16 protein-coding genes are annotated in these 20418 nt (G+C 67.1%); 4 read left to right on the top strand and 12 right to left on the bottom strand.

Translation table 11 applies throughout. The annotated features are described in order from the left end of the window. Nucleotides 1-469: 469 nt before the first annotated feature. Nucleotides 470-2209 (top strand): cyclic peptide export ABC transporter, encoded by a 1740-nt coding sequence (locus P2PM1_RS03370; protein WP_186398110.1) that lies wholly within the window; start codon nt 470-472, stop codon nt 2207-2209. Between the two features lie 3 nt (nt 2210-2212). Here the strand turns inward: P2PM1_RS03370 and P2PM1_RS03365 are convergent, their stop codons facing one another. From P2PM1_RS03365 to P2PM1_RS03345, 5 genes are all read right to left on the bottom strand, one after another. After that, nucleotides 2213-4657, bottom strand: a complete 2445-nt coding sequence (locus P2PM1_RS03365; RefSeq protein ID WP_186398109.1) for an FAD-dependent oxidoreductase — start codon at nt 4655-4657, stop codon at nt 2213-2215. Nucleotides 4658-4661: 4 nt separating this feature from the next. Further along, nucleotides 4662-5564 (bottom strand): choline/ethanolamine kinase family protein, encoded by a 903-nt coding sequence (locus tag P2PM1_RS03360; RefSeq protein WP_186398108.1) that lies wholly within the window; start codon nt 5562-5564, stop codon nt 4662-4664. After that, on the bottom strand, nt 5561-7624 hold the full coding sequence (locus P2PM1_RS03355) for a proline/glycine betaine ABC transporter permease (protein ID WP_186398107.1): 2064 nt from the start codon (nt 7622-7624) through the stop codon (nt 5561-5563). Before P2PM1_RS03355 ends, P2PM1_RS03360 begins: the two co-directional genes overlap by 4 nt. Nucleotides 7625-7626: 2 nt before the next feature. Continuing rightward, nucleotides 7627-8682, bottom strand: a complete 1056-nt coding sequence (locus tag P2PM1_RS03350; RefSeq protein WP_244293100.1) for a glycine betaine/L-proline ABC transporter ATP-binding protein — start codon at nt 8680-8682, stop codon at nt 7627-7629. A 132-nt stretch (nt 8683-8814) separates the two neighbouring features. Beyond that, the gene (locus tag P2PM1_RS03345; RefSeq protein WP_244301411.1) at nt 8815-9732 is read right to left on the bottom strand and encodes an ABC transporter substrate-binding protein; all 918 of its coding nucleotides are present in this window, start codon (nt 9730-9732) and stop codon (nt 8815-8817) included. A gap of 260 nt (nt 9733-9992) precedes the next feature. Here P2PM1_RS03345 and P2PM1_RS03340 point away from each other — a divergent pair, with 260 nt between their 5' ends. The 3 genes from P2PM1_RS03340 (at nt 9993) to P2PM1_RS03330 (ending at nt 13491) form a co-directional block, all read left to right on the top strand. After that, nucleotides 9993-10754 carry a DeoR/GlpR family DNA-binding transcription regulator gene (locus P2PM1_RS03340; RefSeq protein ID WP_186388327.1) on the top strand — a complete coding sequence of 254 codons (762 nt, stop codon included), beginning with the start codon at nt 9993-9995 and terminating at the stop codon, nt 10752-10754. 112 nt (nt 10755-10866) lie between these two features. Further along, nucleotides 10867-12153, top strand: a complete 1287-nt coding sequence (locus P2PM1_RS03335; protein WP_186398105.1) for a UDP-N-acetylglucosamine 1-carboxyvinyltransferase — start codon at nt 10867-10869, stop codon at nt 12151-12153. A gap of 111 nt (nt 12154-12264) precedes the next feature. Further along, nucleotides 12265-13491 carry a mandelate racemase/muconate lactonizing enzyme family protein gene (locus P2PM1_RS03330; RefSeq protein WP_186398104.1) on the top strand — a complete coding sequence of 409 codons (1227 nt, stop codon included), beginning with the start codon at nt 12265-12267 and terminating at the stop codon, nt 13489-13491. On the opposite strand, the gene P2PM1_RS03325 is transcribed toward P2PM1_RS03330, so the two are convergent. The 7 genes from P2PM1_RS03325 to P2PM1_RS03295 form a co-directional block, all read right to left on the bottom strand. Then, complete coding sequence (locus P2PM1_RS03325) at nt 13492-14778, bottom strand: amidase family protein (RefSeq protein ID WP_186398103.1); 1287 nt, start codon at nt 14776-14778, stop codon at nt 13492-13494. 64 nt (nt 14779-14842) lie between these two features. Further along, nucleotides 14843-15520 carry a DUF2848 domain-containing protein gene (locus P2PM1_RS03320; protein ID WP_186398102.1) on the bottom strand — a complete coding sequence of 226 codons (678 nt, stop codon included), beginning with the start codon at nt 15518-15520 and terminating at the stop codon, nt 14843-14845. 42 nt (nt 15521-15562) lie between these two features. Next, a complete protein-coding gene (locus P2PM1_RS03315; protein ID WP_186398101.1) occupies nt 15563-16843 on the bottom strand; it encodes a TRAP transporter large permease in 1281 nt (426 codons plus the stop codon). Next, nucleotides 16840-17388 carry a TRAP transporter small permease subunit gene (locus P2PM1_RS03310; protein WP_186388333.1) on the bottom strand — a complete coding sequence of 183 codons (549 nt, stop codon included), beginning with the start codon at nt 17386-17388 and terminating at the stop codon, nt 16840-16842. The genes P2PM1_RS03315 and P2PM1_RS03310 overlap by 4 nt, the downstream gene beginning before the upstream one ends. Nucleotides 17389-17415: 27 nt before the next feature. Continuing rightward, complete coding sequence (locus P2PM1_RS03305) at nt 17416-18459, bottom strand: TRAP transporter substrate-binding protein (protein WP_186388334.1); 1044 nt, start codon at nt 18457-18459, stop codon at nt 17416-17418. A gap of 22 nt (nt 18460-18481) precedes the next feature. Then, complete coding sequence (locus P2PM1_RS03300) at nt 18482-19342, bottom strand: putative hydro-lyase (protein WP_186398100.1); 861 nt, start codon at nt 19340-19342, stop codon at nt 18482-18484. Between the two features lie 74 nt (nt 19343-19416). Continuing rightward, nucleotides 19417-20334 carry a LysR family transcriptional regulator gene (locus P2PM1_RS03295; RefSeq protein WP_186398099.1) on the bottom strand — a complete coding sequence of 306 codons (918 nt, stop codon included), beginning with the start codon at nt 20332-20334 and terminating at the stop codon, nt 19417-19419. Nucleotides 20335-20418 lie beyond the last annotated feature (84 nt).

The following is a 20418-nucleotide window of genomic DNA, read 5'->3' as shown; positions in this document are numbered from 1 at the left end:
CGGCGCCGCGCCCGACTGTCAAGAGAAGAGCGGCCGGACAAGTCGGCTTTTCCCAACGCAGTTTCGCATCCCGCCAAGACCCTGGCGCCAGAGCCGCTGATGACGCGAAAACACCCGTGACCGAGTTGCCGCAGACCGGCTTGCACCGCCCGTCGGCAATGCCATCGGCCGGCTGCCTCCAGCACGAGATGGTCCGAAGCGACGGTCAAGCGCATGACGGGCCGGAACGGCGGAGCCAGTACACCGCCAGACGGCAGAGCGGCCTGGCCCGACAACCGCGCGGAGAGTTGCGAAGGGGATGTCGATCGCGAAGGCGCCCCTCCCCTGCCCGGCTCAAGCGCGTTCCCCTCGCCCGCGAATTGGGCTAGAGCAGGGGCACGGCGACGGTCGGCCAGCACGCAAGGCAGGTCTTGCGGCAGGAGCAATCACACGCCGGCGACACGCGGACACGGCGAACAAGACGGGCAAGATGGCGGGCCAGAACGACAGCGAGACGGGTAGCAGCACCGACGGCGGCAGCGGGCTCGGCTCGCTCTTCGCCTTCCTGATCCGCGACGGCAATCTGATGCGCTCGCCCGTGCTCGCCTATGCGGTGCTGGCCAGCGTCACCCGCTCGGGCATGATCTACGCCATCAACACGCTGGCGGGGGCTGCCGCCATTGCCACGGGCGACGTCCTGCTGCTGCTCGCCGCCATCGCCTCGACGCTGACCTTCTCGCACCTCGCACGGGTCGCCAGCTTCCGCCTCGTCGAGACGACGAAGCGGCGGCTGCGCACCGAGTTGAGCCGGCGGCTGCTGGAGGCGCGTGCCGATTTCCTGTCACGCCGCGACCACGGCAAGGTCTATTCGATCGTCACCCACGAGGTGAACCAGATCTCCTATGCATCGGTGAACTTCATCCAGTCGCTGGAAGCGGCGCTGGTGATCGCTTTCTGCATCCCCTACATCTTCTATCTGTCCTGGCCGAGCGGCGTGGCGACACTCGGTGCCGTGGTGCTCGGCGCCATCGGCTACCTGCTGGCGCAGACGCCCGCGCAGGCGAGCGCCGAGCGGGCCTCGCGGACGGAATGGACCTTCTTCGACCGGGTCAACGACGTGCTGCGCGGCTACAAGGAGCTGCGGCTGCGGCGCGCCCGGCGCGACGGACTGCAGGCCGACATCCTGGATGCGGCGAGCCGCGAACGCGAGTTGAAGGTCACCGCCGAGCGCTTCTTCAGCCTCGGCCAGACGGTCGCCCAGGGCGCGATGATGGGCCTCCTGTGCCTGATCGTCGTCGGTCTGCCGCTTCTCGCCGGCACGCCGACCGAAACCGTGCTGCAGGTGCTGACCGTCGTGCTGCTGACCTACGGACCGGTGGAAACGGTGATGGGCAATCTTGCGTCCTTCTCGCGCGCCGCCGTCGCCCGTCGCCTGATCGCCGGGTTGGAAAAGGACCTGATCGCCGAGGCGGAGGTCGACGCGGGCACCGCGCCAGACAATCCGACCCCGGCGTTTTCGCGGATCGAACTGCGCGGCGTGACGGCGACCCTGTCGGAAACCCCGCCACAGAGCGCCGGCGCCCCGGCCGACGACGAACGCTTCACCGTCGGTCCGCTCGACCTGGTGCTGAAGCCCGGCGAGGTCGTGTTCATCAGCGGCGGCAACGGCGCGGGCAAGTCGACGCTGATCTCGCTGCTGACCGGCCTGCGCCGGCCCGAAAGCGGCGAGATCCTGCTCGACGGAAAACCGGTGTCGGTTGCCGGCCTGCAGGACTATCGGGACCTGTTCAGCGCCGTGTTCAGCGAATTCCACCTCTTCGCCCGCCTTTATGGCCTCGACGCGGTGGAGCAGGCCAAGGTCCCGCCGCATCTCGCGGAGCTCGACCTCGCCCACCGGGTGCGGATACAGGACGGTGCGTTCTCGACCCTGGCGCTTTCGACGGGCCAGAAGCGCCGGCTGGCGCTGTCTGTGGCGCTTGCCGAGGCACGGCCGATCATCGTGCTCGACGAGTTCGCCGCCGATCAGGACCCCGTTCGCCGCAAGCTCTTCTACGAGGTCCTCGTGCCGCAGATGGCCCGCAACGGCCATCTGGTCATCGCAGTCACCCATGACGAGCACTGCTTCGACAAATGCGACCGGCTGATCCGCATGGAGGCCGGCCGCATCGTGTCGGACACGCGCATGCCCGGCGCGGCACACGCGATGGCGGATGCCGCGGCGAGCGCCTGATCCTCAGGCCTTCACCCGCGCGTTCTGCGGATCGTAGAGGGCACCGAGTTCGATCCGGGCCGGAACCCGCTCATTGGCGACGACGAGCTCGTAGCTGCCGGCGCGCAAGTACGCCTCGTCCACTCCCTCCGCCCGGCGCACATAGCCGTAGCCGATGGGCCGATCCACCGTGTAGCCAAAGCCTCCACTGGAAAGATAGCCGGCAAACTCACCATCACGCAGGATCGTCTCGCGGCCAAGCAGCACCACGCCCCGGTCCTCCACGGTGAAGCAGGCGAGCTGCTTGCGCAGCGGCGCGGCCGCAATGCGCTCCACGGCCTCCCGGCCGAGAAAGGGAAGACCGGAGCGCAGCTTGACCGCCCAGCCAAGGCCCGCCTCGAACGGGCTGTCGTTCGGCGTGATGTCGGCGCCCCAGGCGCGATAGCCCTTCTCCAGCCGCAGGGATTCGATGGCGCGATAGCCGGCCGGACGGATGCCGTGCGGGGCACCCGCCTGCATCAGCGCGTCGAACACCGCGCCGGTGGCCGCGATCGGAACATGCAGTTCCCAGCCGAGTTCGCCGACATAGGTGACGCGCAAGGCCCGCACCGGATGTCCGGCGATCTCGATCACCCGCACATGGCCGAAGGGGAAGGCCTCGCCCGACACATCCGCCCCCGGCGCGACAGTGGCAAGCACATCGCGGGCCTTCGGACCCATCAGCGACAAGGTGCCATGCTCCTCGGTCACATCGACAAGGGTCGCGTTGGAGCCGGTGCGCAGGTGCTCGGAGATCCAACCTCCGTCATGGGTGCGGAAGCCCGTTCCCGTGACGATGTAGAACAGGTCCTCGGCAAGACGCGCTACCGTCAAGTCGCACTCGATGCCGCCGCGGCTGTTGAGGAGCTGGGTATAGGTGAGCCGGCCGGCCGGCTTGCCGACTTTGTTGGCGCAGATGAACTCGAGCTGTTCCGCCGCATCCGGCCCGCGCAGCTCGAACTTGGCGAAGGACGACTGGTCGAACAGGCCGACGGCCTCGCGCACGGCCCGGTGCTCCTCGCCGACCGCGTCGAACCAGTTCTGCCGGCCCATCGAATAGACGTCGCGCGGCTCGTCGCCGGAACGGGCAAACCAGTTCGGCCGCTCCCAGCCCAGCTTGGAGCCGAACACCGCGCCCCGTGCCTTCAGCCTCTCATACAGCGGCGAGACGATGCGCGGCCGGCCGCTTTCGTATTCCTCGTGCGGGAAGACGATGGTGTAGTGCTTGCCATAGGCTTCCAGCGTGCGCTCGCAGACCCAGTCGCGGTCGCTGTGCAGGCCCGAGAAGCGGCGGATATCGACGCTCCACAGGTCGAGCGGCGCCTCGCCCTTCATCGCCCATTCGGCGAGCACCCAACCGGCACCGCCGCCCGAGGCGATACCGAAGGCGTTGAAGCCCGCGCCCACATACATGTTGGCGCATTCGGGCGCCGCGCCGAGAATGAAATTGCCGTCCGGCGTGAAGCTCTCCGGTCCGTTGATCATCTGCTTGACGCCGGTGCGTTCCAGCGCCGGGATCCGGTGGATCGAGTTGACCAGATGCTGTTCGAAGTGATCCCAATCGTCCTCGAAGAGCTGGAACTGGAAGTCGTTCGGGACATCTCCCGTCGTCCAGGCGATGGGGTCCGGCTCGTAGCCGCCGAGCGCAAGGCCGCCCACCTCCTCCTTGAAATAGGTGCGCCGGTCGGGGTCGCGCACGGTCGGGGTGTTGGAGGTGATGCCCTCGATCGCCTCGGTGATGATGTATTGGTGCTTGACCGGCTGCAGCGGCACGTTGACGCCGGCCATGGCGCCGACCTGCCGCGCCCACTGGCCGGCGCAGTTGACCACCTTGTCGCAGGCGATGCGCCCCTGCGTCGTCTCCACATGGGTGATGCGGGACCCCTCCATGACAAACCCGGTAACCCGCACGCCCTCGACGATCCGCACCCCGTGCATGCGTGCGCCCTTTGCCAGCGACTGGGTGATGTCGGAGGGACTGGCCTGTCCGTCGGTCGGCAGGAATGTTGCCCCTACCAGGTCGTCGACACGCATCAAGGGCCACATCGCCTTCACCTCGTCCGGCGACAGCAGATGCATTTCCATGCCGAAGCTGCGGGCGGTGGTGGCAAGGCGGCGATATTCGATCCAGCGGTCCTGGTTGCAGGCGAGCCGCAGACAGCCGGTCATCCGCCAGCCGGTCTCGAGACCCGTCTCGGCATCCAGCCGCTTGTAGAGGTCGACGGAATATTTCAGCACCTGAGTGATCGAGGCGGAGGAGCGCAACTGCCCGACGAGACCGGCGGCATGCCAGGTCGAACCGCTGGTGAGCTTGCCCTGCTCGAGCAGCAGCACGCCGGCCTTGTGATCGCGGGCCAGATGATAGGCGGTCGAGCAGCCGATGATGCCGCCGCCGATGACGACGATCTGGGCCTGCTGAGGAAGCGACATGGAACTAACCCTTTCCGAAACGGAGGCGGTAGCTGGCGAGCGCCGCCTCGTAGGCGGCGAGCGTTTCTGCGGTGTAGGCGACATAGTCGACGCCGGGCGCGTCGAGATGGAGCTCGGAGACGAGGCTCCACAGGGTCTCGCGCAGCAGCGAGGCGACCTGCATCGCCGCATGGGCATGCAGGAAGGCCGCCTCCGCCGGCGCGTCGAGATAGGTTTCCAGCAGATCTGCGGTCTCCATCTGCGAGAAACCGGCATTGGAGGCGACGCCGGCGAGGTCGAACATCGCTGTGCCGAAACCCGCATATTCGAAATCGATCAGCCACAGACGGTTGCCGTCATCGATGAAGTTGGCCGGCAGCAGGTCGTGATGGCCGAAGATGATGGGCAGGGGGACCTGCGCCTGTTCCATCTCCTGCGCTACAGTGAGGAACTCCGGCAGGCGGCCCGCCATGCGCGAGTTGCCGGCGACCAACGTGCGGGCATAGTCACGGATCACATGGAAGACCCAGAAGATGAAGCCGGCCCCGCTGATCCTCGCCCCCATCCCGGTGTGGAAGCGGCGGATGAGCGCGGCGACGTCGGCGCGGCGGGCGCGCACGTCGGCGGGACCAAACGTGTGACCGTCGATGAACCGCGACACCATGATGCCCGGCTCGGCATGTACCAGTTCCGGCGCAAGGCCGAGCTCGACGGCAGCCCGCGTCACCATCGCCTCGCGTGCCCGCTCGACATGATGGAACGGGAAATCCTGGCCGAGACGCACGACGAAGGCTCCGCGTCCGTCGCGGACCAGAAAGCTGGCATTGGAGAGCCCGCCATGCAGCGGTTCGATCTCCGGTCGGCCGGACCAGACCGGCAGAGCCGCGATCCTGTCCCGCGTCGCGGCGGATCCGGGCGCATCGCTCATGCGCGTCCTCCTGCGGTATCGTTGAGGCCGAGGCGCTGGCGGCTCCGCTCGGCCGCGGCGGAGATCAGCCGGTCGGCGATGATGGCGATGAAGGCGACGGCAAGGCCCGCGACCAGGCCGCGCCCGGTATCGGCCTTGGTGAGCGCGATATAGACTTCCTGGCCAAGGTCACGCGTGCCGACAAGGGCAGTGATGACGAGCATCGACAGCGCCAGCATGATCGTCTGGTTGATGCCGAGCAGGATCTCCGGCAGGGCCAGCCGCAAGCGGACCTTGGTCATCAACTGCCAGGGGGTTGCCCCCGAGACGATGCCGGCCTCGACCAGTTGCGGGTTCACCTGGCGCAGCCCGTGCGCGGTGTAGCGGATCGCCGGCGCCACCGCATAGGCGACCACGGCGATCATCGCGGTGAAATCGCCGACCCGGAACAGCATCACCGCCGGCATCAGATAGACGAAGGAGGGCAGCGTCTGCAGCGTGTCGATGACGAGTTCGACCGCCTTCCACAGCCGCTCGCGGGTCGAGGCGAGAATGCCAACGGGAATGCCGATCATGCAGGCGATGACGACCGAGATGCCGCAGAGATAGACGGTCACCATCGCTTTTTCCCACTGGCCGGTGAAGGCGATCAGCGAGGCGAGCACGGTGACCAGAAGGGCGAGCCGCCAGCCGCCCAGCCGCCAGCCGAGCAGGCCCAGCAGCCCGGTCACGCCGAGCCAGGGCAGGTCGGCGAGAAAACGTTTCACCGGCACCAGCACGTTGAGCAGCAGCGCGTTCTTCACCGCCTCGATCTGGTCGAAGAAATTGACGTTGATCCAGCCGACGATGTCGCTGCCCACCGACCCGGTGGAAAGCTGCAAGGCCTTCGGATAGGCCTGCACCGGCGCGGCAACGAGGCCGGCAAGGGCAGTGACGGCAACAAGCAGGCAGCCGGCAACCGTATAGGGATGGCGCGCGAGCAGGTTTTTGCGCCGTGCGCCTTCCGCCTCGTGCTCCGGGCGGCGGCCGGCGAAGGCCTGGCTCAGCCTGTCGAGTGCAATGGCAAGCACAACGATGGCAAGCCCCGCCTCGATGCCCGCCCCGATGTCGAGGCGCCGCAGGGCGGCCAGCACGTCGAAACCGAGCCCGCCCGCGCCGATCATCGAGGCGATGATGACCATGTTGAGCGACAGCATGATCACCTGGTTGACGCCGACCATCAGCCCCGGCCGGGCACTCGGCACAAGGATGCGCCAGGTCATCTGCCGCCGCGAGCAGCCGGTCATCCGGCCCAGTTCGTGCGCCTCTTCCGGAACGGCCCGCAAGGCAAGCAGGCTGATACGCGTCATCGGCGGCAGCGCATAGATGATGGTGGCGACGATCGCCGACGTCGGGCCGAAACCGAACAGGAACAGGATCGGCACCAGATAGGCGAAGACTGGCACGGTCTGCATCAGGTCGAGCACTGGCCGCAGCAAGCGGTCGAAGGTCCGCCAGCGAAAGGCGGCAAGCCCGAGCAGCAAGCCGCCGACGACCCCGATCGGCACCGCGATCAGGATCGAGGCGAGCGTCACCATCGCGCTGGTCCACTGGCCGAAGACGGCAAGGAAGGCGAAGCAGCCGCCGACCAGCAGGGCGAGCCGGCGCCCTCCGGCGAAATGTCCCATCAGCATGGCAATGCCGATCACCGCGATCCAGGACAGCGGCGGCAGCAGTTGCACGGCAGCGCTGCCGCGTCCGTCGAGGATGCCCGTCGACAGCAGTCCGAGAACCAGACGATAGGGCGCCTCGACCATGCCTGCGAGAAAGCGGGTGAACTCGGTGAAGGTGAACAGGCCGAAGCTCGCATCCTCGACCAGCCAGCGCATCGCATCGCCGATCCAGCGCTGCATCGGGATGCGCCAGGGGCGGGGGATGTCGAAGGCCCAACCGGCATAGGGCTTGCCGAACTGCCAGAGCAGCACGAAAGCGACAAGTCCGACACCCCAGATCGCCTGCCAGCGACGGCCCTCCCCGCCGTCCGCGCGGACGGAGACGACAGGTGCCACGGCGGAACGCGACAGGCCGGCGGTCTCGCTCATGCTCAGCCCTGCATCATGACGGTGGCGACCGCATCGCGGGACAGTCGGCCGATCGGACGGCCATCGCGCGTGCACACGCAAAGGTCCTGCGCCCCGCCGGCGAAGAGCGGGGCGGCATCGGCGATCGGCGTCCCGTCCTCGACGGTCGGCGCGCCGGCGGGAGCCGCTCCCGCCTCCATCAGGCTGCCGGCACGGATCACCTTGGCGCGGGCCACCCCACGGGTGAATTCGGCGACATAGGTATCCGCCGGCCGCAGCACGAGATCCTCCGGCGTGCCGACCTGCACCACCGCCCCATCCTTCATGATGGCGATGCGATCGGCCAGGCGGATTGCCTCGTCGAAATCATGGGTGATGAAGACGATGGTCTTGCGCAGCACCGACTGCAGGCGGATGAATTCGTCCTGCATCTCGCGCCGGATCAGGGGATCGAGCGCCGAAAAGGGCTCGTCGAGGAACCACAGTTCCGGCTCGACCGCGAGCGAGCGGGCGATGCCGACACGCTGCTGCTGGCCGCCGGACAGTTCGCGCGGAAAAAATCCCTCGCGCCCCTCCAACCCGACCAGCGAGATCATCTGCCGGGCGCGGGCCTCGCGGGCTGCCCTTGCCACGCCCTGAACCTCCAGTGGAAAAGCGACATTGCCGAGCACGGTGAGATGCGGCAGCAGCGCGAAATGCTGGAACACCATGCCCATGTGGTGACGGCGGATCTCGATCATCCGCTTGGGGCTCGCGGCAAGCAGGTTCTCGCCGTTGAACAGGATCTCGCCATGGGTTGGTTCGACCAGCCGCGACAGGCAGCGCACCAGCGTCGACTTGCCCGAGCCCGACAACCCCATGATCACGAAGATCTCGCCCTCGCGCACACCGAGATTGACGTTGCGCACCGCACCGACCACCCCGGCCCGCGCCAGCCGAGCACTGTCGGCCGCGTCCACGCCGTCGACGGGATAGCGCTCGGCCCCGTCGCCGAACAGTTTCCAGACGGACCGGCACTCGAGCTTTGCCGGGGGCTCCGCGGCCGCCAGGCTATCGCTTTGCTGCTGTGAAATGGTCAAGGTCGCTCTGCCTCGGCTTGCATGTCCGGTCGCCTCCACCGCCAGGACGGGCGAGCCGTCAGGCGACAGGCCGAAAAGAGGCTGCCGCCGCCCAGGGGATGGAAGACGGCGACAGCCAGTCGGGCAAGGGTGTTACTTGATCCACTCCGACCAGCGGCCGGTATTGGCTTCCATCCAGGCGGCGACCACGTCCTCGACGCTCTGTCCTTCGAGATCGACCTTGGTGATCATCCCGCCCATCTCGTCATTGTCGACGGAGAAGGCCGAAATCGCCTGGTGGGCACCGGGCCACTTGTCCTTCACGCCGGACCAGGCAACCTTCCAGATCGGCCCGCGCGGCTTGCCGCAGTCATAGGCCATGTCCGGGTTGGGCCCCCAGGCGGGATCCTCGTAGCAGGCCTTCTCGTAGGCCGGGAACTCGACCCACTCGCCCTCGTATTTCTGCGGCGCCCAATGCGGCGCATAGACCCACAGGAGGATCGGCGCCTTGCGCTGATAGGCCGATTCCAGCTCGGCGAAGAGCGCCGCGTCGGTGCCGGCATGCACCACCTCGAACGGCAGTTCGAGCGCCTCGACGCGCTCGTCGTCATAGCCGCCCCAGGTCACCGGCGCCCCGAGATAGCGGCCCTTCGGCGCTGTCTCCGCCGTCGAGAAGGCCTTGGCGCACGCGTCGCTCTTCAGTGCCTCCCAGTTCGGCAGGCCCGGGCAGAGCTCCTTCATGTAGCTCGGATACCACCACTCCTCGATCGCCAGCATGCCGCTGTCGCCGAGATTCTCGACCTGCCCGGTGGCGGTCGCCTCGTCCAGTGCATCGCGGCCGGTGGTCTCCCAGATCTCCATCGCCACATGCAAGTCGCCGGTCTTCAGGCCGGCGAACTGGGCGATGTAATCGGCCTGGACATACTCGACATTGTAGCCGGCCTTCTGCAGCACCTCGCCCATGATCCGGGTGGTGATCAACTGGCCGGTCCAGTCGTGCAGGGTGAGGCGGATGGGGTCGGTGCTTTCCGCGGCCTGCGCCGACGTCCCCGCAAGGACGGTTGCGGCCATCAGGGCGGACAGGATCGCTGCCGCCGGGCGGACATGTGTCATGGCTGGTTCCCTCTGTATGCGCTCTGGAGGCAGCGCCCGCCCTTGTCGGATCTCTTCGGCGCCGTCACAGGATCGTCACTCCCGCCGCCAACCCTGTCAATCGATTTGAGGGAATAAATTGGCAAGTTGCGCAATTTTTGTGGTGTTTTGAGATTTAATGCCTGTTATCACCACAAAAACCACGTAATAAACCAAATTCGCAAACTGCCGGTGGTGCCATGGCTCTCAGCAAGCGTCAGACCCTGATCCTGGAACGCGCCCGCCGCACGGGCAGCGCCCGCATCGCCGATCTCGCCGCCGAGTTGGACGTCTCGCTGGAGACGATCCGACGCGACATCCGCTCGCTGGTGGAGACCGGCGAGGTCGTCAAGTCGCACGGACTGATCAGCCTGCCGCGCCAGGACATGGAAGCCCCGTTCGAGCGGCGGATGCGCGAGAATCTCGACGCCAAGATCCGCATCGCCCGCCATGTCGCCGCTGGCATCGCCGATGGCGACAGCGTCATGATGGACACCGGCACCACGACAAGCGTGCTGGCGCGCGAGCTGCGCGGCAAGACCGGCCTGACCATCGTTACCAACTCGTCCGATGTCGCCAGGACCCTGGCGACGGTCAACGGCAACAAGGTCTATATGGCCGGCGGCGAGCTTCACGGCGACAATGGCGCCGCCTTCGGCCGCTCGGCCATCGACTTCGTCTCCGCCTTTCGCGTCCGTCATGTGGTCATCTCCATCGCGGCCATCGATCCGGTGGGCGGCCTGATGGACTACCACCTTGCCGAGGCGGATTTCGCCCGTACCGTGCTCGGCTGCGGCGAGACGCGCACGGTCATCACCGACCACAGCAAGTTCAACCGGCGCGCCCTGGTGCGGGTTGCCGGCTTTCTGGATGTCGACCGGATCGTTACCGACAGGGCACCGCCGCCGGAAATTGCCGAGCGGCTGCTGGCCGCCGGAACCGCCTTGGAAATCGCCGCATAGCCCGGCTCCCCGCGCGGCCCTGCATTTGCCACGGAACTGCCGTTTGCCGTCGCCGGGATTCTCCATTAGGAACGGGCAACATCCTGCCCCTTCCATCCGGAGGCACTTTCCCATGGCCGACCTTATCGTCGATGGCGGACACCCGATCTCGGGCACCGTCATTCCGTCGGGCAACAAGAATGCCGTTCTGCCGATGCTCTGCGCCACCCTGCTCACCGACGAGCCGGTGACACTGGAAAACGTTCCCGAGATCAGCGACGTCGCCAAGATCCTCGCCTATTTCGAGAGCATGGGGTCGACCGTTGCCCGCGCCGACGACGGGGCGACGCTGACCATCCGCCACGACTTCGACGCCTTCCGCAGCGGAGAGGCGGACCTGCCGCTCGGCATCCGCTCCGCCGTGCTGCTGCTGGCGCCGGTGATGGTGCGCACCGGCACCCTCACCTTCGACACGGACGCCAAGGGGTGTGCCCTCGGCCTGCGCGAGATCGATCCGCATCTGGAGATCATCGAGCAGTTCGGCGCCCGCATCGTCGCGACGCATCCCTATGACATCCGCCGCGAGGAGCCGCTCAAGGGCCAGGCGATCTGGGCCGACTATGCATCCGTGACCGCGACCGAGACCTTCGCGATGATCGCCGCCACGGCGGAAGGCTCCTCCGTGCTGATGAACGCGGCCTCCGAGCCGCATGTGCAGGCCTTGTGCGAGATGCTGCGCTCGATGGGCGCGAAGATCGACGGTCTCGGCACCTCGCGCCTCACCGTGACCGGCGTCGAGCGCCTGTCGGGAACCCGCGTGCGGGTGCCGGACGACCATCATGAAGTCGCGACCTTCCTCGCCATCGGCGGCGTCACCGGCGGCCGGGTCACGGTGAAGACCGACATCACCCCGCACATGACGCTGATCCTGCGCCAGTTCGCCAAGCTCGGACTGCAGTTCGAGACCAACGACGGCGCGATCACCGTGACCGGCTGGACCCGCGAAATCTCGCGGCCCTATACGCGCGAGATGCTGCCGAAGATCGAGGCCGCCCCCTGGCCCTATTTCCCGGCCGACCTGCTGCCGCAAGCGATCGGCGTCGCCGTCGGCTGCCGCAGCGAGATCATGTTCTGGAACAAGATCTACGAGGGTGCGCTGGCCTGGAGCTCGGAGCTGGCGAAATTCGGCGCCCGCGTGCATCTGTCCGATCCGCACCGGCTGATCGTCTTCGGCGGCAACAACCTGCGGCCGGCGGAAGTCGAGGCGCCCTACATCATCCGCGTGGTGCTTGGCCTGTTCCTGGCCGCGATCCAGGTCGAGGGCCAGTCGATCATCCGCAAGGCCGATCCGATCCGCCGCGCCCACCCCCGCTTCGTCGAGAAGCTGACGGAACTGGGCGCGCAGGTCCGCTGGGCCTGATATCTCACTTGCGCGAAAGCGACCACCCGTGTCGCTTTCGCGCGTCTGGACATCCTCCCCATCGCCGTTAGCCTGCAGGGGCCGAACACCGCGCGATGAGAGGGAACCGCTATGAAGCTTGCCGGCCTGGAGACCTTCATCGTCGGCAATCCGCCGCCCGGCTTTGGCGGGCGCTATTTCGTCTTCGTCAAGCTCACCACCGCCTGCGGCATTGTCGGCTATGGCGAGATCTATGCGGCGAGCTTCGGTCCCGAGGCGATGGCGTGCCTCGCCGAGGACGTCTTCGCCCGCTACCTGGAGGGTAGCGACCCCTTCGCCGTCGAAGTGTTCTTCCGCAGGGCCTATGGCTCCGGGTTCACCCAGCGCCCGGACCCCACCATGTCGGGCGTTGTCAGCGGTCTCGAAATGGCGATGTGGGACATTATCGGCAAGGCGCTCGGCAAGCCGGTCCATGCCCTGCTCGGCGGACGCGTGCACGAGCGGCTGCGTTCCTACACCTATCTCTACCCGAAGGGCGACGAGGACCACGCCGCCTTTTATGGCGATCCGGACCTGTCCGCCGAGCGGGCTGCCGAATATGTCGAGGAAGGCTTCACGGCGGTGAAGTTCGATCCCGCCGGCCCCTACTCGGTGCATGGCGGACGCCAGCCGGACCTGGAAGACCTCGACCGCAGCGAGCTGTTCTGCCGCCGCATCCGCGAGGCCGTCGGCAGCCGCGCCGACCTGCTTTTCGGCACCCATGGGCAGTTCACCGCATCGGGTGCCCTGCGTCTTGCCCGCCGGATCGAACCCTATGACCCGCTCTGGTTCGAGGAGCCGGTGCCGCCCGACATGCCGGAGGAAATGGCCAAGGTCGCGCGCGGAACAGCGATCCCGGTGGCGACCGGCGAGAGGCTCTGCACCAAATGGGAGTTCGCCCGCCTGCTCTCGACCGGCGCGGCCTCGATCCTGCAGATGAACCTCGGCCGCGTCGGCGGGCTGCTGGAGGCCAAGAAGATCGCCGGCATGGCGGAGGCCTGGCATGCCCAGATCGCGCCGCACCTTTATTGCGGACCGATCGTCGCCGCGGCGAACATTCAGCTCGCCGCCTGCTCGCCGAACTTCCTGATCCTGGAATCGATCCGCCGGTTCGACGGTTTCCACGCCGATATCCTGAAGACGCCGCTGCGCTGGGAAAACGGTTATGTCATCGTGCCCGACGCGCCGGGGCTCGGCGTGGACCTCGACGAGGACGTCGCACGCGCGCATCCCTACACGGGACGCGCGCTGCATCTGGAGATGACCCAGACCCCGGTCGACCCCGTCCGGGATCGCCGGTTTCCGGGGAACGGCATCTGATCAGCGCTCGCCGTTGAGATCCCGGTCGAGCCTTGCGCCGACAGACAGCACGCGCTCGTCATGACCCTTGGCGCCGCCGATCATCAACGCGCCGGGGCGACCGCTACTGGTGCCGCGCGTAGGCATCGACATCGCGCAGGCATCAGCGAGATTGAGCATCGACGTGTTGCGCAGCATCGCCGCGTTGATACGGTCGAAGTCCGCAAGCGCGTCCTCGATGCTGGGCGGGCGGATCTGCAGCGTCGGGGCGATCATCGCATCAAAGCCCGACAGCGCCTCGGCCGTACGCGCGATCACTTCGAGGCGGGCGGCCTTCGCCCGCGCCAGATCCTCGTCGCTTACCGTCTCGCGGAAGCGAATGCGGGCCAGCACCCGGGGATCGCCGATGCCGGCGAGCGTGTCGAGATGATCCTTGTAGAGCGCATGCGCCTCGGCGGAGACGAGGATCCTGTTGAGCGGCAGCGCCTCGTGCAGGAAGCCGAGATCGAGCGGCACGAGGTCATGCCCGGCTTCGGCGAGGCGCGCCTTGGCCGCCTCGAAATGGCCGCGCGACCACTCGTCCAGCTCATTGGTGAAGGCGTTCTCGGGCACGGCAAGACGCAAGCTGCCGGCCGGCGCCTCGACGCCCGGCGCATCGCCCCCGCTCATCACCTGATAGGCAGCCAGCATGGTCGCGAAGTCCGCGGCCAGCGGTCCGCAGGAATCGAAGGAGACGGCCAGCGGGTGCACCCCTTCGAGGGGCACCTTGTCCTGGCTCGGCTTGTGGCCGTAAAGCCCGTTGATGGCGGACGGTATGCGGATCGAGCCACCGGTGTCGGTGCCGAGCGCGATGTCGCACAGGCCAAGGCCCACCGTCACGCCGCCGCCCGAGGTCGAACCGCCCGGGATGCCGCCCTCCTCGAAGACATTCGACGGCGTGCCGTAGTGCGGATTGAGGCCGACGCCGGAATAGGCAAACTCGCTCATCGCCGTGCGGCCGAACGGCACGCCGCCAGCCGCCTTGACCCGCGCCACCACCGGGCAGTCTTCGGTTGCAGGCTCCCGGTCCTTCAAAAGCAGCGAGGCCGCCGTGGTGCGCTGGCCCGCCTCATCATAGAGATCCTTGACGGAGACCAGCAGCCCGGCCAGCGGCAGCGGCCTGTCGGCCGCCGCGACACGGGCCTCCGCCTCTGCCGCCGCCTGCAGGATGCGGGCAGGAGAAAACTCGGTGAAGAGCGCCGATGCTGCGTCCCCCAGCGCCTCGACACGCCCGATCGCGGCCCTGGCCTTCTCGACAATCTCACCCATACGCCTGTCTCCTCCTGTACCGGCTGGCCCGTCCGCCGGCGGCAATCTTCCCGCGAGCGGCGCCTCAGGCGACGATCGGCAGGACTGTTATGTCATAGCTGTGACCGATGCTGCGGCCGAGCACCGGATCGCGCAGTTCCATCCTGAATGCCGCCGCCGGCCGCACGCCGCCGATGGCGCCGAGCGTGCCGCAGAGCATGGCGGTACAGTCCCCGCGCTCGCGGGCGGCCTCCAGTCCGGAGCCCTCGATCAGATCGGCGAGCGGACGGATCGAGCCGACCTTGCCGTCCTGATAGGGGATCCAGTCACCGGCCGCATCCTCCTTGATCCAGGAGCGCAGTTCAAGCGCATCGAGATGGCCGGCGACCTCCTCGAACAGCCAGAGCTCACGCGCCACCGGCTTGGCGCAGGCCTGTTTGGACAATGCCACGGAATGGGCTTCGAGGTCGCGGTCCGTATGGTCGGAGGCAAGCCCGATGTGAAGCACGCCGTCCTTCGCCAGCAGGAAGGGCTCGACCTCGCCGGACGTGCCGCCGCCGACCACCTGGATGCGGTTCTCCTGGGTGAGGAGAGCGGCGGCGGTGCGATAGTAGAGCGGCACGGTGGAGGGCGGCACCACGCCGATTTCCGCCAACTCCTCGATGTGATGGCGGATCGCCTCGGGATCGCGTCCGGTCCAGCCGGCGACAGTCAGATCGGCGACGTGGGCGACAAGCGGCGCACCGTTCAGGGTGAACTCCATGAGAGGCTCCTTGGGGAGGGACAGGCCCGCGCCTGCACCGGATCAGAGCGATCCGGGCAGGAACAGGGCGATTTGTGGGAAGACGATGAGGGCCGCGACCATGGCGAGCATCACCAGCACGTAGGGAATGCTGCCGAGCATCACCTCGCTCAGCGAGCCGGACTTGCGCGCCCCCTGCACCACGTAGAGGTTGAGCCCGACGGGCGGCGTGATCAGCGCCATTTCCACCAGCACGATCATCATCACGCCGAACCAGACCTTGTCGTAGCCGAGCCCGACCATGATCGGCACGACGATGGGAATGGTTGCGACCATCAGCGACAGCGTCTCGATGAAGAAGCCGAGCACGATATAGAGGACGATCACCACCAGCAGCGTGCCGAAGGGCGACAGGTTCAGACTGTCGAACAGGCTCTGGAGCTCGCGCCCGAGCCCGGCCGAGGCCAGCGTGAAGTTGAGGAAATAGGCCCCCGCGATGATCAGCATGATCATCGCAGTGATGCGCACGGTGCCGAGCAGACTGTCCCGCAACATGGCGAGCGATACGCCGCCATTGAGCGCGGCGATCAGCAGCGCCATCGCAACGCCCACCGCGGCGGATTCCGTCGGCGTCGCCCAGCCCGCATAGATCGATCCGATCACCACGATGAACAGGACGAGGATCGGCACCAGTTGGACAAGCGCCGCGATGCGCTCGCCCCAGCCGAAGCTGCGGCTCGGACCGCCGAGCGAGGGCCTCAGCTTGCACAGGATCGCCGTGACGATCATGAAGGCGACCGCCATCAGCAATCCCGGCAAGAGGCCGGCCAGGAACAGGCGCGGGATCGAGGTCTCGGTGAGGAAGCCGTAGACGATCAGGTTGATCGACGGCGGAATGAGGATGCCGAGCGTGCCGCCGGCGGCAATCGCGCCCGAGAACAGCTTGGGATCATAGCCGAGCTTCTCTGCCTGGGGCATCGCCACGGTCGCGACCGTCGCCGCAGTTGCCACGGACGAGCCGGACGTTGCGGAAAACATCGTCGCCGTGCCGATATTGGCATGGACCAGCCCGCCCGGCAGCCAGGACACCCACTTGTCGAGGGATCCGTAGGTTCTCTCGGCGATACCACCGCGCACCAGGATCTCGCCGAGTAGCACGAAGAAGGGGATGGCGATCAGCGTGGCGGACGCGGAGGCGGACCACACCACCTGCCCCAGCCCCCGCATCAGCGGAAACACCGAGAAGAACTCGGAGATGCCGAAGCCGAGCAGGAAGAGGACGATACCGACAGGGATCGACAGGGAAAGCAGCCCCAGAAGGGCGAGGGCGACGCTCCCGATCATGTGGCGTCCTCTCCCTCACCGCGCGCGCCGATCATCGCGTCGGCGGTCCGGAAATCCCCTCGCAGCACCGTCGCCAGCGCCAGCAGCACGAGAACGCAGGACGAGACGGCGAACCACACCCAGCCGGAAAACCAGATCGATTGCGGGATCCACAGCGGCGTCTCCAACGCTGTGTTGGACCGGGATCCGCGGACCAGGGTCTTCTCCAGCACCGGCCAGGCCTGGTAGGCGATGATGCAGACCGTCCCGGCGGCGACGCTCATGGCGAAGAGATCAAGCCACGCCCGCGCCCGTGTCTGCAGCTTCTGCCGCACGAGATCGATGCGCACATGCGCAAGCTCTGTCAGGGCATAGGACAGGCCCCAGCTTGCGACGGCGGCCATCACATATCCGGAGATCTCGTCCGAGCCGCCGAAGGAGCGGCCGAACTGTCTCAGCGTGATGTCGGCAATGACGAAGCCTGCCGTTGCCAGCAGTACGAGGCCGACCAGCAGGGCAAGCCAGGAATTCATGCGGCGGAGGGCCGCGGCGAGATTTTCGGTCATGTCGCGGCCCCCTCTTGGCTCACATCGTCAGTTGACGGTGACGCCGGTGGTCTGGCCGACGCTGTCGTTCCAGCGCTTGACCCAGTCCGCGCCGGCACGCTCCGCCCATTCGGGCAGGACCGTCTCGGTCAGGATCTCGCGCGCGGTGGCGACATCTTCCTCGCTCGCCTCGACCAACGTCATCGACGCCGGCTTGCCGGCCGGGCATTCGCCATTGCCGGTCAGGCAGGCCGTATCGGTGGTGATCGAGGCCGCAACAGCATCCCAGGCCGGCGTCTCGAACTTGTCCCTGATCTGGGTCTCGATGAGACTGCGGGTCTCCTCCGGCAGAGCGTTCCAGCGGTCGAGATTGATCGCGGTCACCACCGAGTCCCAGCCGCCCAGCGGCAGGTTCATCAGCGTATTGGTCACCTCCCACCAGCCGGCGCTGTAGCCTGAACCCGAGCCGGTGACGGCGCAGTCGATGACGCTGCGCTCCAGTGCACCCGGCACTTCCGAGAAGGCGACGTTGACGCCCTCGGCGCCCAGCGCCTCGAGGAACTTGGTGGTCATGCGACCGGACCCGCGGATCTTCTTGCCCTTGAGATCGGCAAGCGAGGAAACCTCGCCCTTGCAGAACACCACCTGCGGCGGATAGGGGGCGATCGCCAGCACCTTGGCGTTGAAGCGCTCGGCATAGATGTCCTCGACCATCGGGCGGGCGGCGGCGACCATGGCGCGGGCCTCGTCGGCGGTCGTGGCGATCAGCGGCACGTCGAGCCCTTCCAGTTCGGGCGCATCGCCGACCGCGTAGTCGGCAACGGTCATGCCGACGTCGAAGACGCCGTCGCCCAGCATGCGGAACACGTCGCCGCCCTGGATGCCCATCTGGTTGTGGGTGGTCATCTGCACCTCGATGGCACCATTCGATGCCGCCGGCAGGATCTCGGTCCAGAACGGGGCCTCAAACTTCTGGTGCAGGGGAAGGTTCGACCAACTGCCGACGACGGACAGCGTTTCCGCCGAAGCGGGAGCGGCAACGGCAAAGGACAGGGCCGTGGCGGCGAGCAGGCTGGAGGCAATGCGCTTCATGTGGGACTCCTCTGGTTTTCGTTCACGTCGAAGCGGGCCAGACGCCGCCCAGCGAGAATTCGGCGGCATCGGCGGAGAGATCGGTCACCAACATGTGGCCGGGCTCATGGGTGATGGCGATCTCCGGCCGGGCCTGGCGGATCGCCATCTGCGGGGTCACGCCGCAGGCCCAGAACACGGGAATGGCGCCCGGAGCCAGGTCCGGGACATCGCCGAAATCAGGCGTCATCAGATCGCAAATGCCGATCGCCGCCGGATCGCCGATATGCACCGGCGCGCCATGCGCCAGCCGGTAGCGGTCGGAGAGCAGCACCGCCTGGATCGCGTCGGAGGGATGGAAAGAGCGCATTGACACCACCAGCGGCCCACCGAAGGGCCCGCTCGGCGCCGTCGGCAGGCTGGTAATGTACATCGGCACGTTCCTGCCGCCCTCGAAATGCGGTAGCGGAATGCCCGCCCGCACGATCGCCGCCTCGAAGGAAAACGAGCAGCCGAGAACGAAGGCCACGAAATCCTCGCGCCATACCGCGGCGAGATCCGGCACCGAGGTGTATCCCTCCTGCCCCGCGCGAAACACGCGATAGCCCGACACGTCGGTGCGGATATCGAGATCCGTCCCCAGCGAGGGGATATTCGGATCGCCGGGCTCGGACACGCCGATCAGCGGGCAGGGCTTGGGATTGAGGGTGCAGAAGCGCAGGAAGTCGCCGGCAAGCGCGGCCGGCAGGATCGCGAGATTGCCCTGCAGGCATCCCTTGCCGTAGCCGGCGGTCGGGCCGCGGAACCGCCCCTGCCGAATGCTGCGCCGAAGTTCGGCGGGAGAGAGACCGCGGAAGGCATCCGGATCGGATGCGGCACGATCAACGGCAACAGATGCAGACACGCTGGCAGCCTCCTCACAGGTCCCTTGAGGATTGCCAGTCGAAATGATCTTGTCAAGTTATCGATATAAGATTTTTATGATCTCTTTTCAAGATCATTTTGATCACATGCGCGCGCAATTGCCGCAACCTCTTCCCCCACGTCGCGATTTCGATCCGGCATATAGGCCACGACGAACCTCAGGGCGCTCAACTGCGCCTCTGCCACGACGTTCAGCCGGCGGATCCGGGAGCGGAACAGGTCGGCCTCGGCGATGCGCACCGGCAGCACGCCGATGCCAAAGCCGTCGGCGACCAGATGCAGGACGGTCGACAGGCTGGCGGATCCGTGCAGGTCGGGCGGCGGCAGATCGGGCGCGGCGAGCAGCCCCTCCAGTTCCCGAAAGGGAGGCGTACCCTTCGGAAAGGAGACGATGGTCTGGCGCGCCAGATCGGCAAGCGTCAGCGGCTCCGCGCTCTCCGATCGGCGAAGCGGATCGGCGGCAGCGCCATACCAGCCGAGCGGCTGGCGCTGCAGCGGCACCACCGCGGCTCCGCTCGGCACGCTCTCGCGCAGCATGATCGCAACATCCAGCCCGTCATCGGCAAGGGCGACGCCCAATTCGCGCGACGTGTCGACCGACAGTTCGAAGCGCACCCGCTGGTGCGCGCCCTTCAACTGGTTCAGCAACTCGCTGAGGATCGTGTGGACGATAGTCTCGGCAACGCCGATACGGACCGTGCCGCTCAGCCCGCCCGGGCGGGTGATCTCCTGGATCAACCGGTCGCGGGCCGCGCTCAGCCGCTGCGCCTCTTCCAGGAACCGGCGCCCGACCGGTGTCAACCGGACCTGCCGGCGCCCGCGGTCGAACAGTTGGATGCCGAGGCGTTTTTCCAGCGCCAGCACCCGGTTGGAGATCGCCGATTGCGACAGGCCATATTTGGCGGCGGCGGCCCGAAAGCCGCCCGCCCGCACGATATCCTGCAGGATCTCCACATCCTTCAGTTCGAACACCCGGACCTCCTCCCTCCCGGCGCCCCTGGCGCGAACAACGACGCATCGTCGGGGAACGCCTATCCGGTTTCAAGCGTCCGGATG

It is taken from the genome of Stappia sp. P2PMeth1 (assembly GCF_900185735.1).
Classification (GTDB): domain Bacteria; phylum Pseudomonadota; class Alphaproteobacteria; order Rhizobiales; family Stappiaceae; genus Stappia.
This window is presented reverse-complemented; position numbering and strand designations above follow the sequence as displayed.

Bases quoted from the DNA above. Each gene is read 5' to 3' on its own strand.
- P2PM1_RS03325 (WP_186398103.1), bottom strand. From the start codon at position 14,778: ATGGGTGAGATTGTCGAGAAGGCCAGGGCCGCGATCGGGCGTGTCGAG.
- P2PM1_RS03320 (WP_186398102.1), bottom strand. From the start codon at position 15,520: ATGGAGTTCACCCTGAACGGTGCGCCGCTTGTCGCCCACGTCGCCGAT.
- P2PM1_RS03370 (WP_186398110.1), top strand. From the start codon at position 470: ATGGCGGGCCAGAACGACAGCGAGACGGGTAGCAGCACCGACGGCGGC.
- P2PM1_RS03310 (WP_186388333.1), bottom strand. From the start codon at position 17,388: ATGACCGAAAATCTCGCCGCGGCCCTCCGCCGCATGAATTCCTGGCTT.
- P2PM1_RS03365 (WP_186398109.1), bottom strand. From the start codon at position 4,657: ATGTCGCTTCCTCAGCAGGCCCAGATCGTCGTCATCGGCGGCGGCATC.
- P2PM1_RS03355 (WP_186398107.1), bottom strand. From the start codon at position 7,624: ATGAGCGAGACCGCCGGCCTGTCGCGTTCCGCCGTGGCACCTGTCGTC.
- P2PM1_RS03345 (WP_244301411.1), bottom strand. From the start codon at position 9,732: ATGGCCGCAACCGTCCTTGCGGGGACGTCGGCGCAGGCCGCGGAAAGC.
- P2PM1_RS03340 (WP_186388327.1), top strand. From the start codon at position 9,993: ATGGCTCTCAGCAAGCGTCAGACCCTGATCCTGGAACGCGCCCGCCGC.
- P2PM1_RS03335 (WP_186398105.1), top strand. From the start codon at position 10,867: ATGGCCGACCTTATCGTCGATGGCGGACACCCGATCTCGGGCACCGTC.
- P2PM1_RS03315 (WP_186398101.1), bottom strand. From the start codon at position 16,843: ATGATCGGGAGCGTCGCCCTCGCCCTTCTGGGGCTGCTTTCCCTGTCG.
- P2PM1_RS03330 (WP_186398104.1), top strand. From the start codon at position 12,265: ATGAAGCTTGCCGGCCTGGAGACCTTCATCGTCGGCAATCCGCCGCCC.
- P2PM1_RS03360 (WP_186398108.1), bottom strand. From the start codon at position 5,564: ATGAGCGATGCGCCCGGATCCGCCGCGACGCGGGACAGGATCGCGGCT.
- P2PM1_RS03305 (WP_186388334.1), bottom strand. From the start codon at position 18,459: ATGAAGCGCATTGCCTCCAGCCTGCTCGCCGCCACGGCCCTGTCCTTT.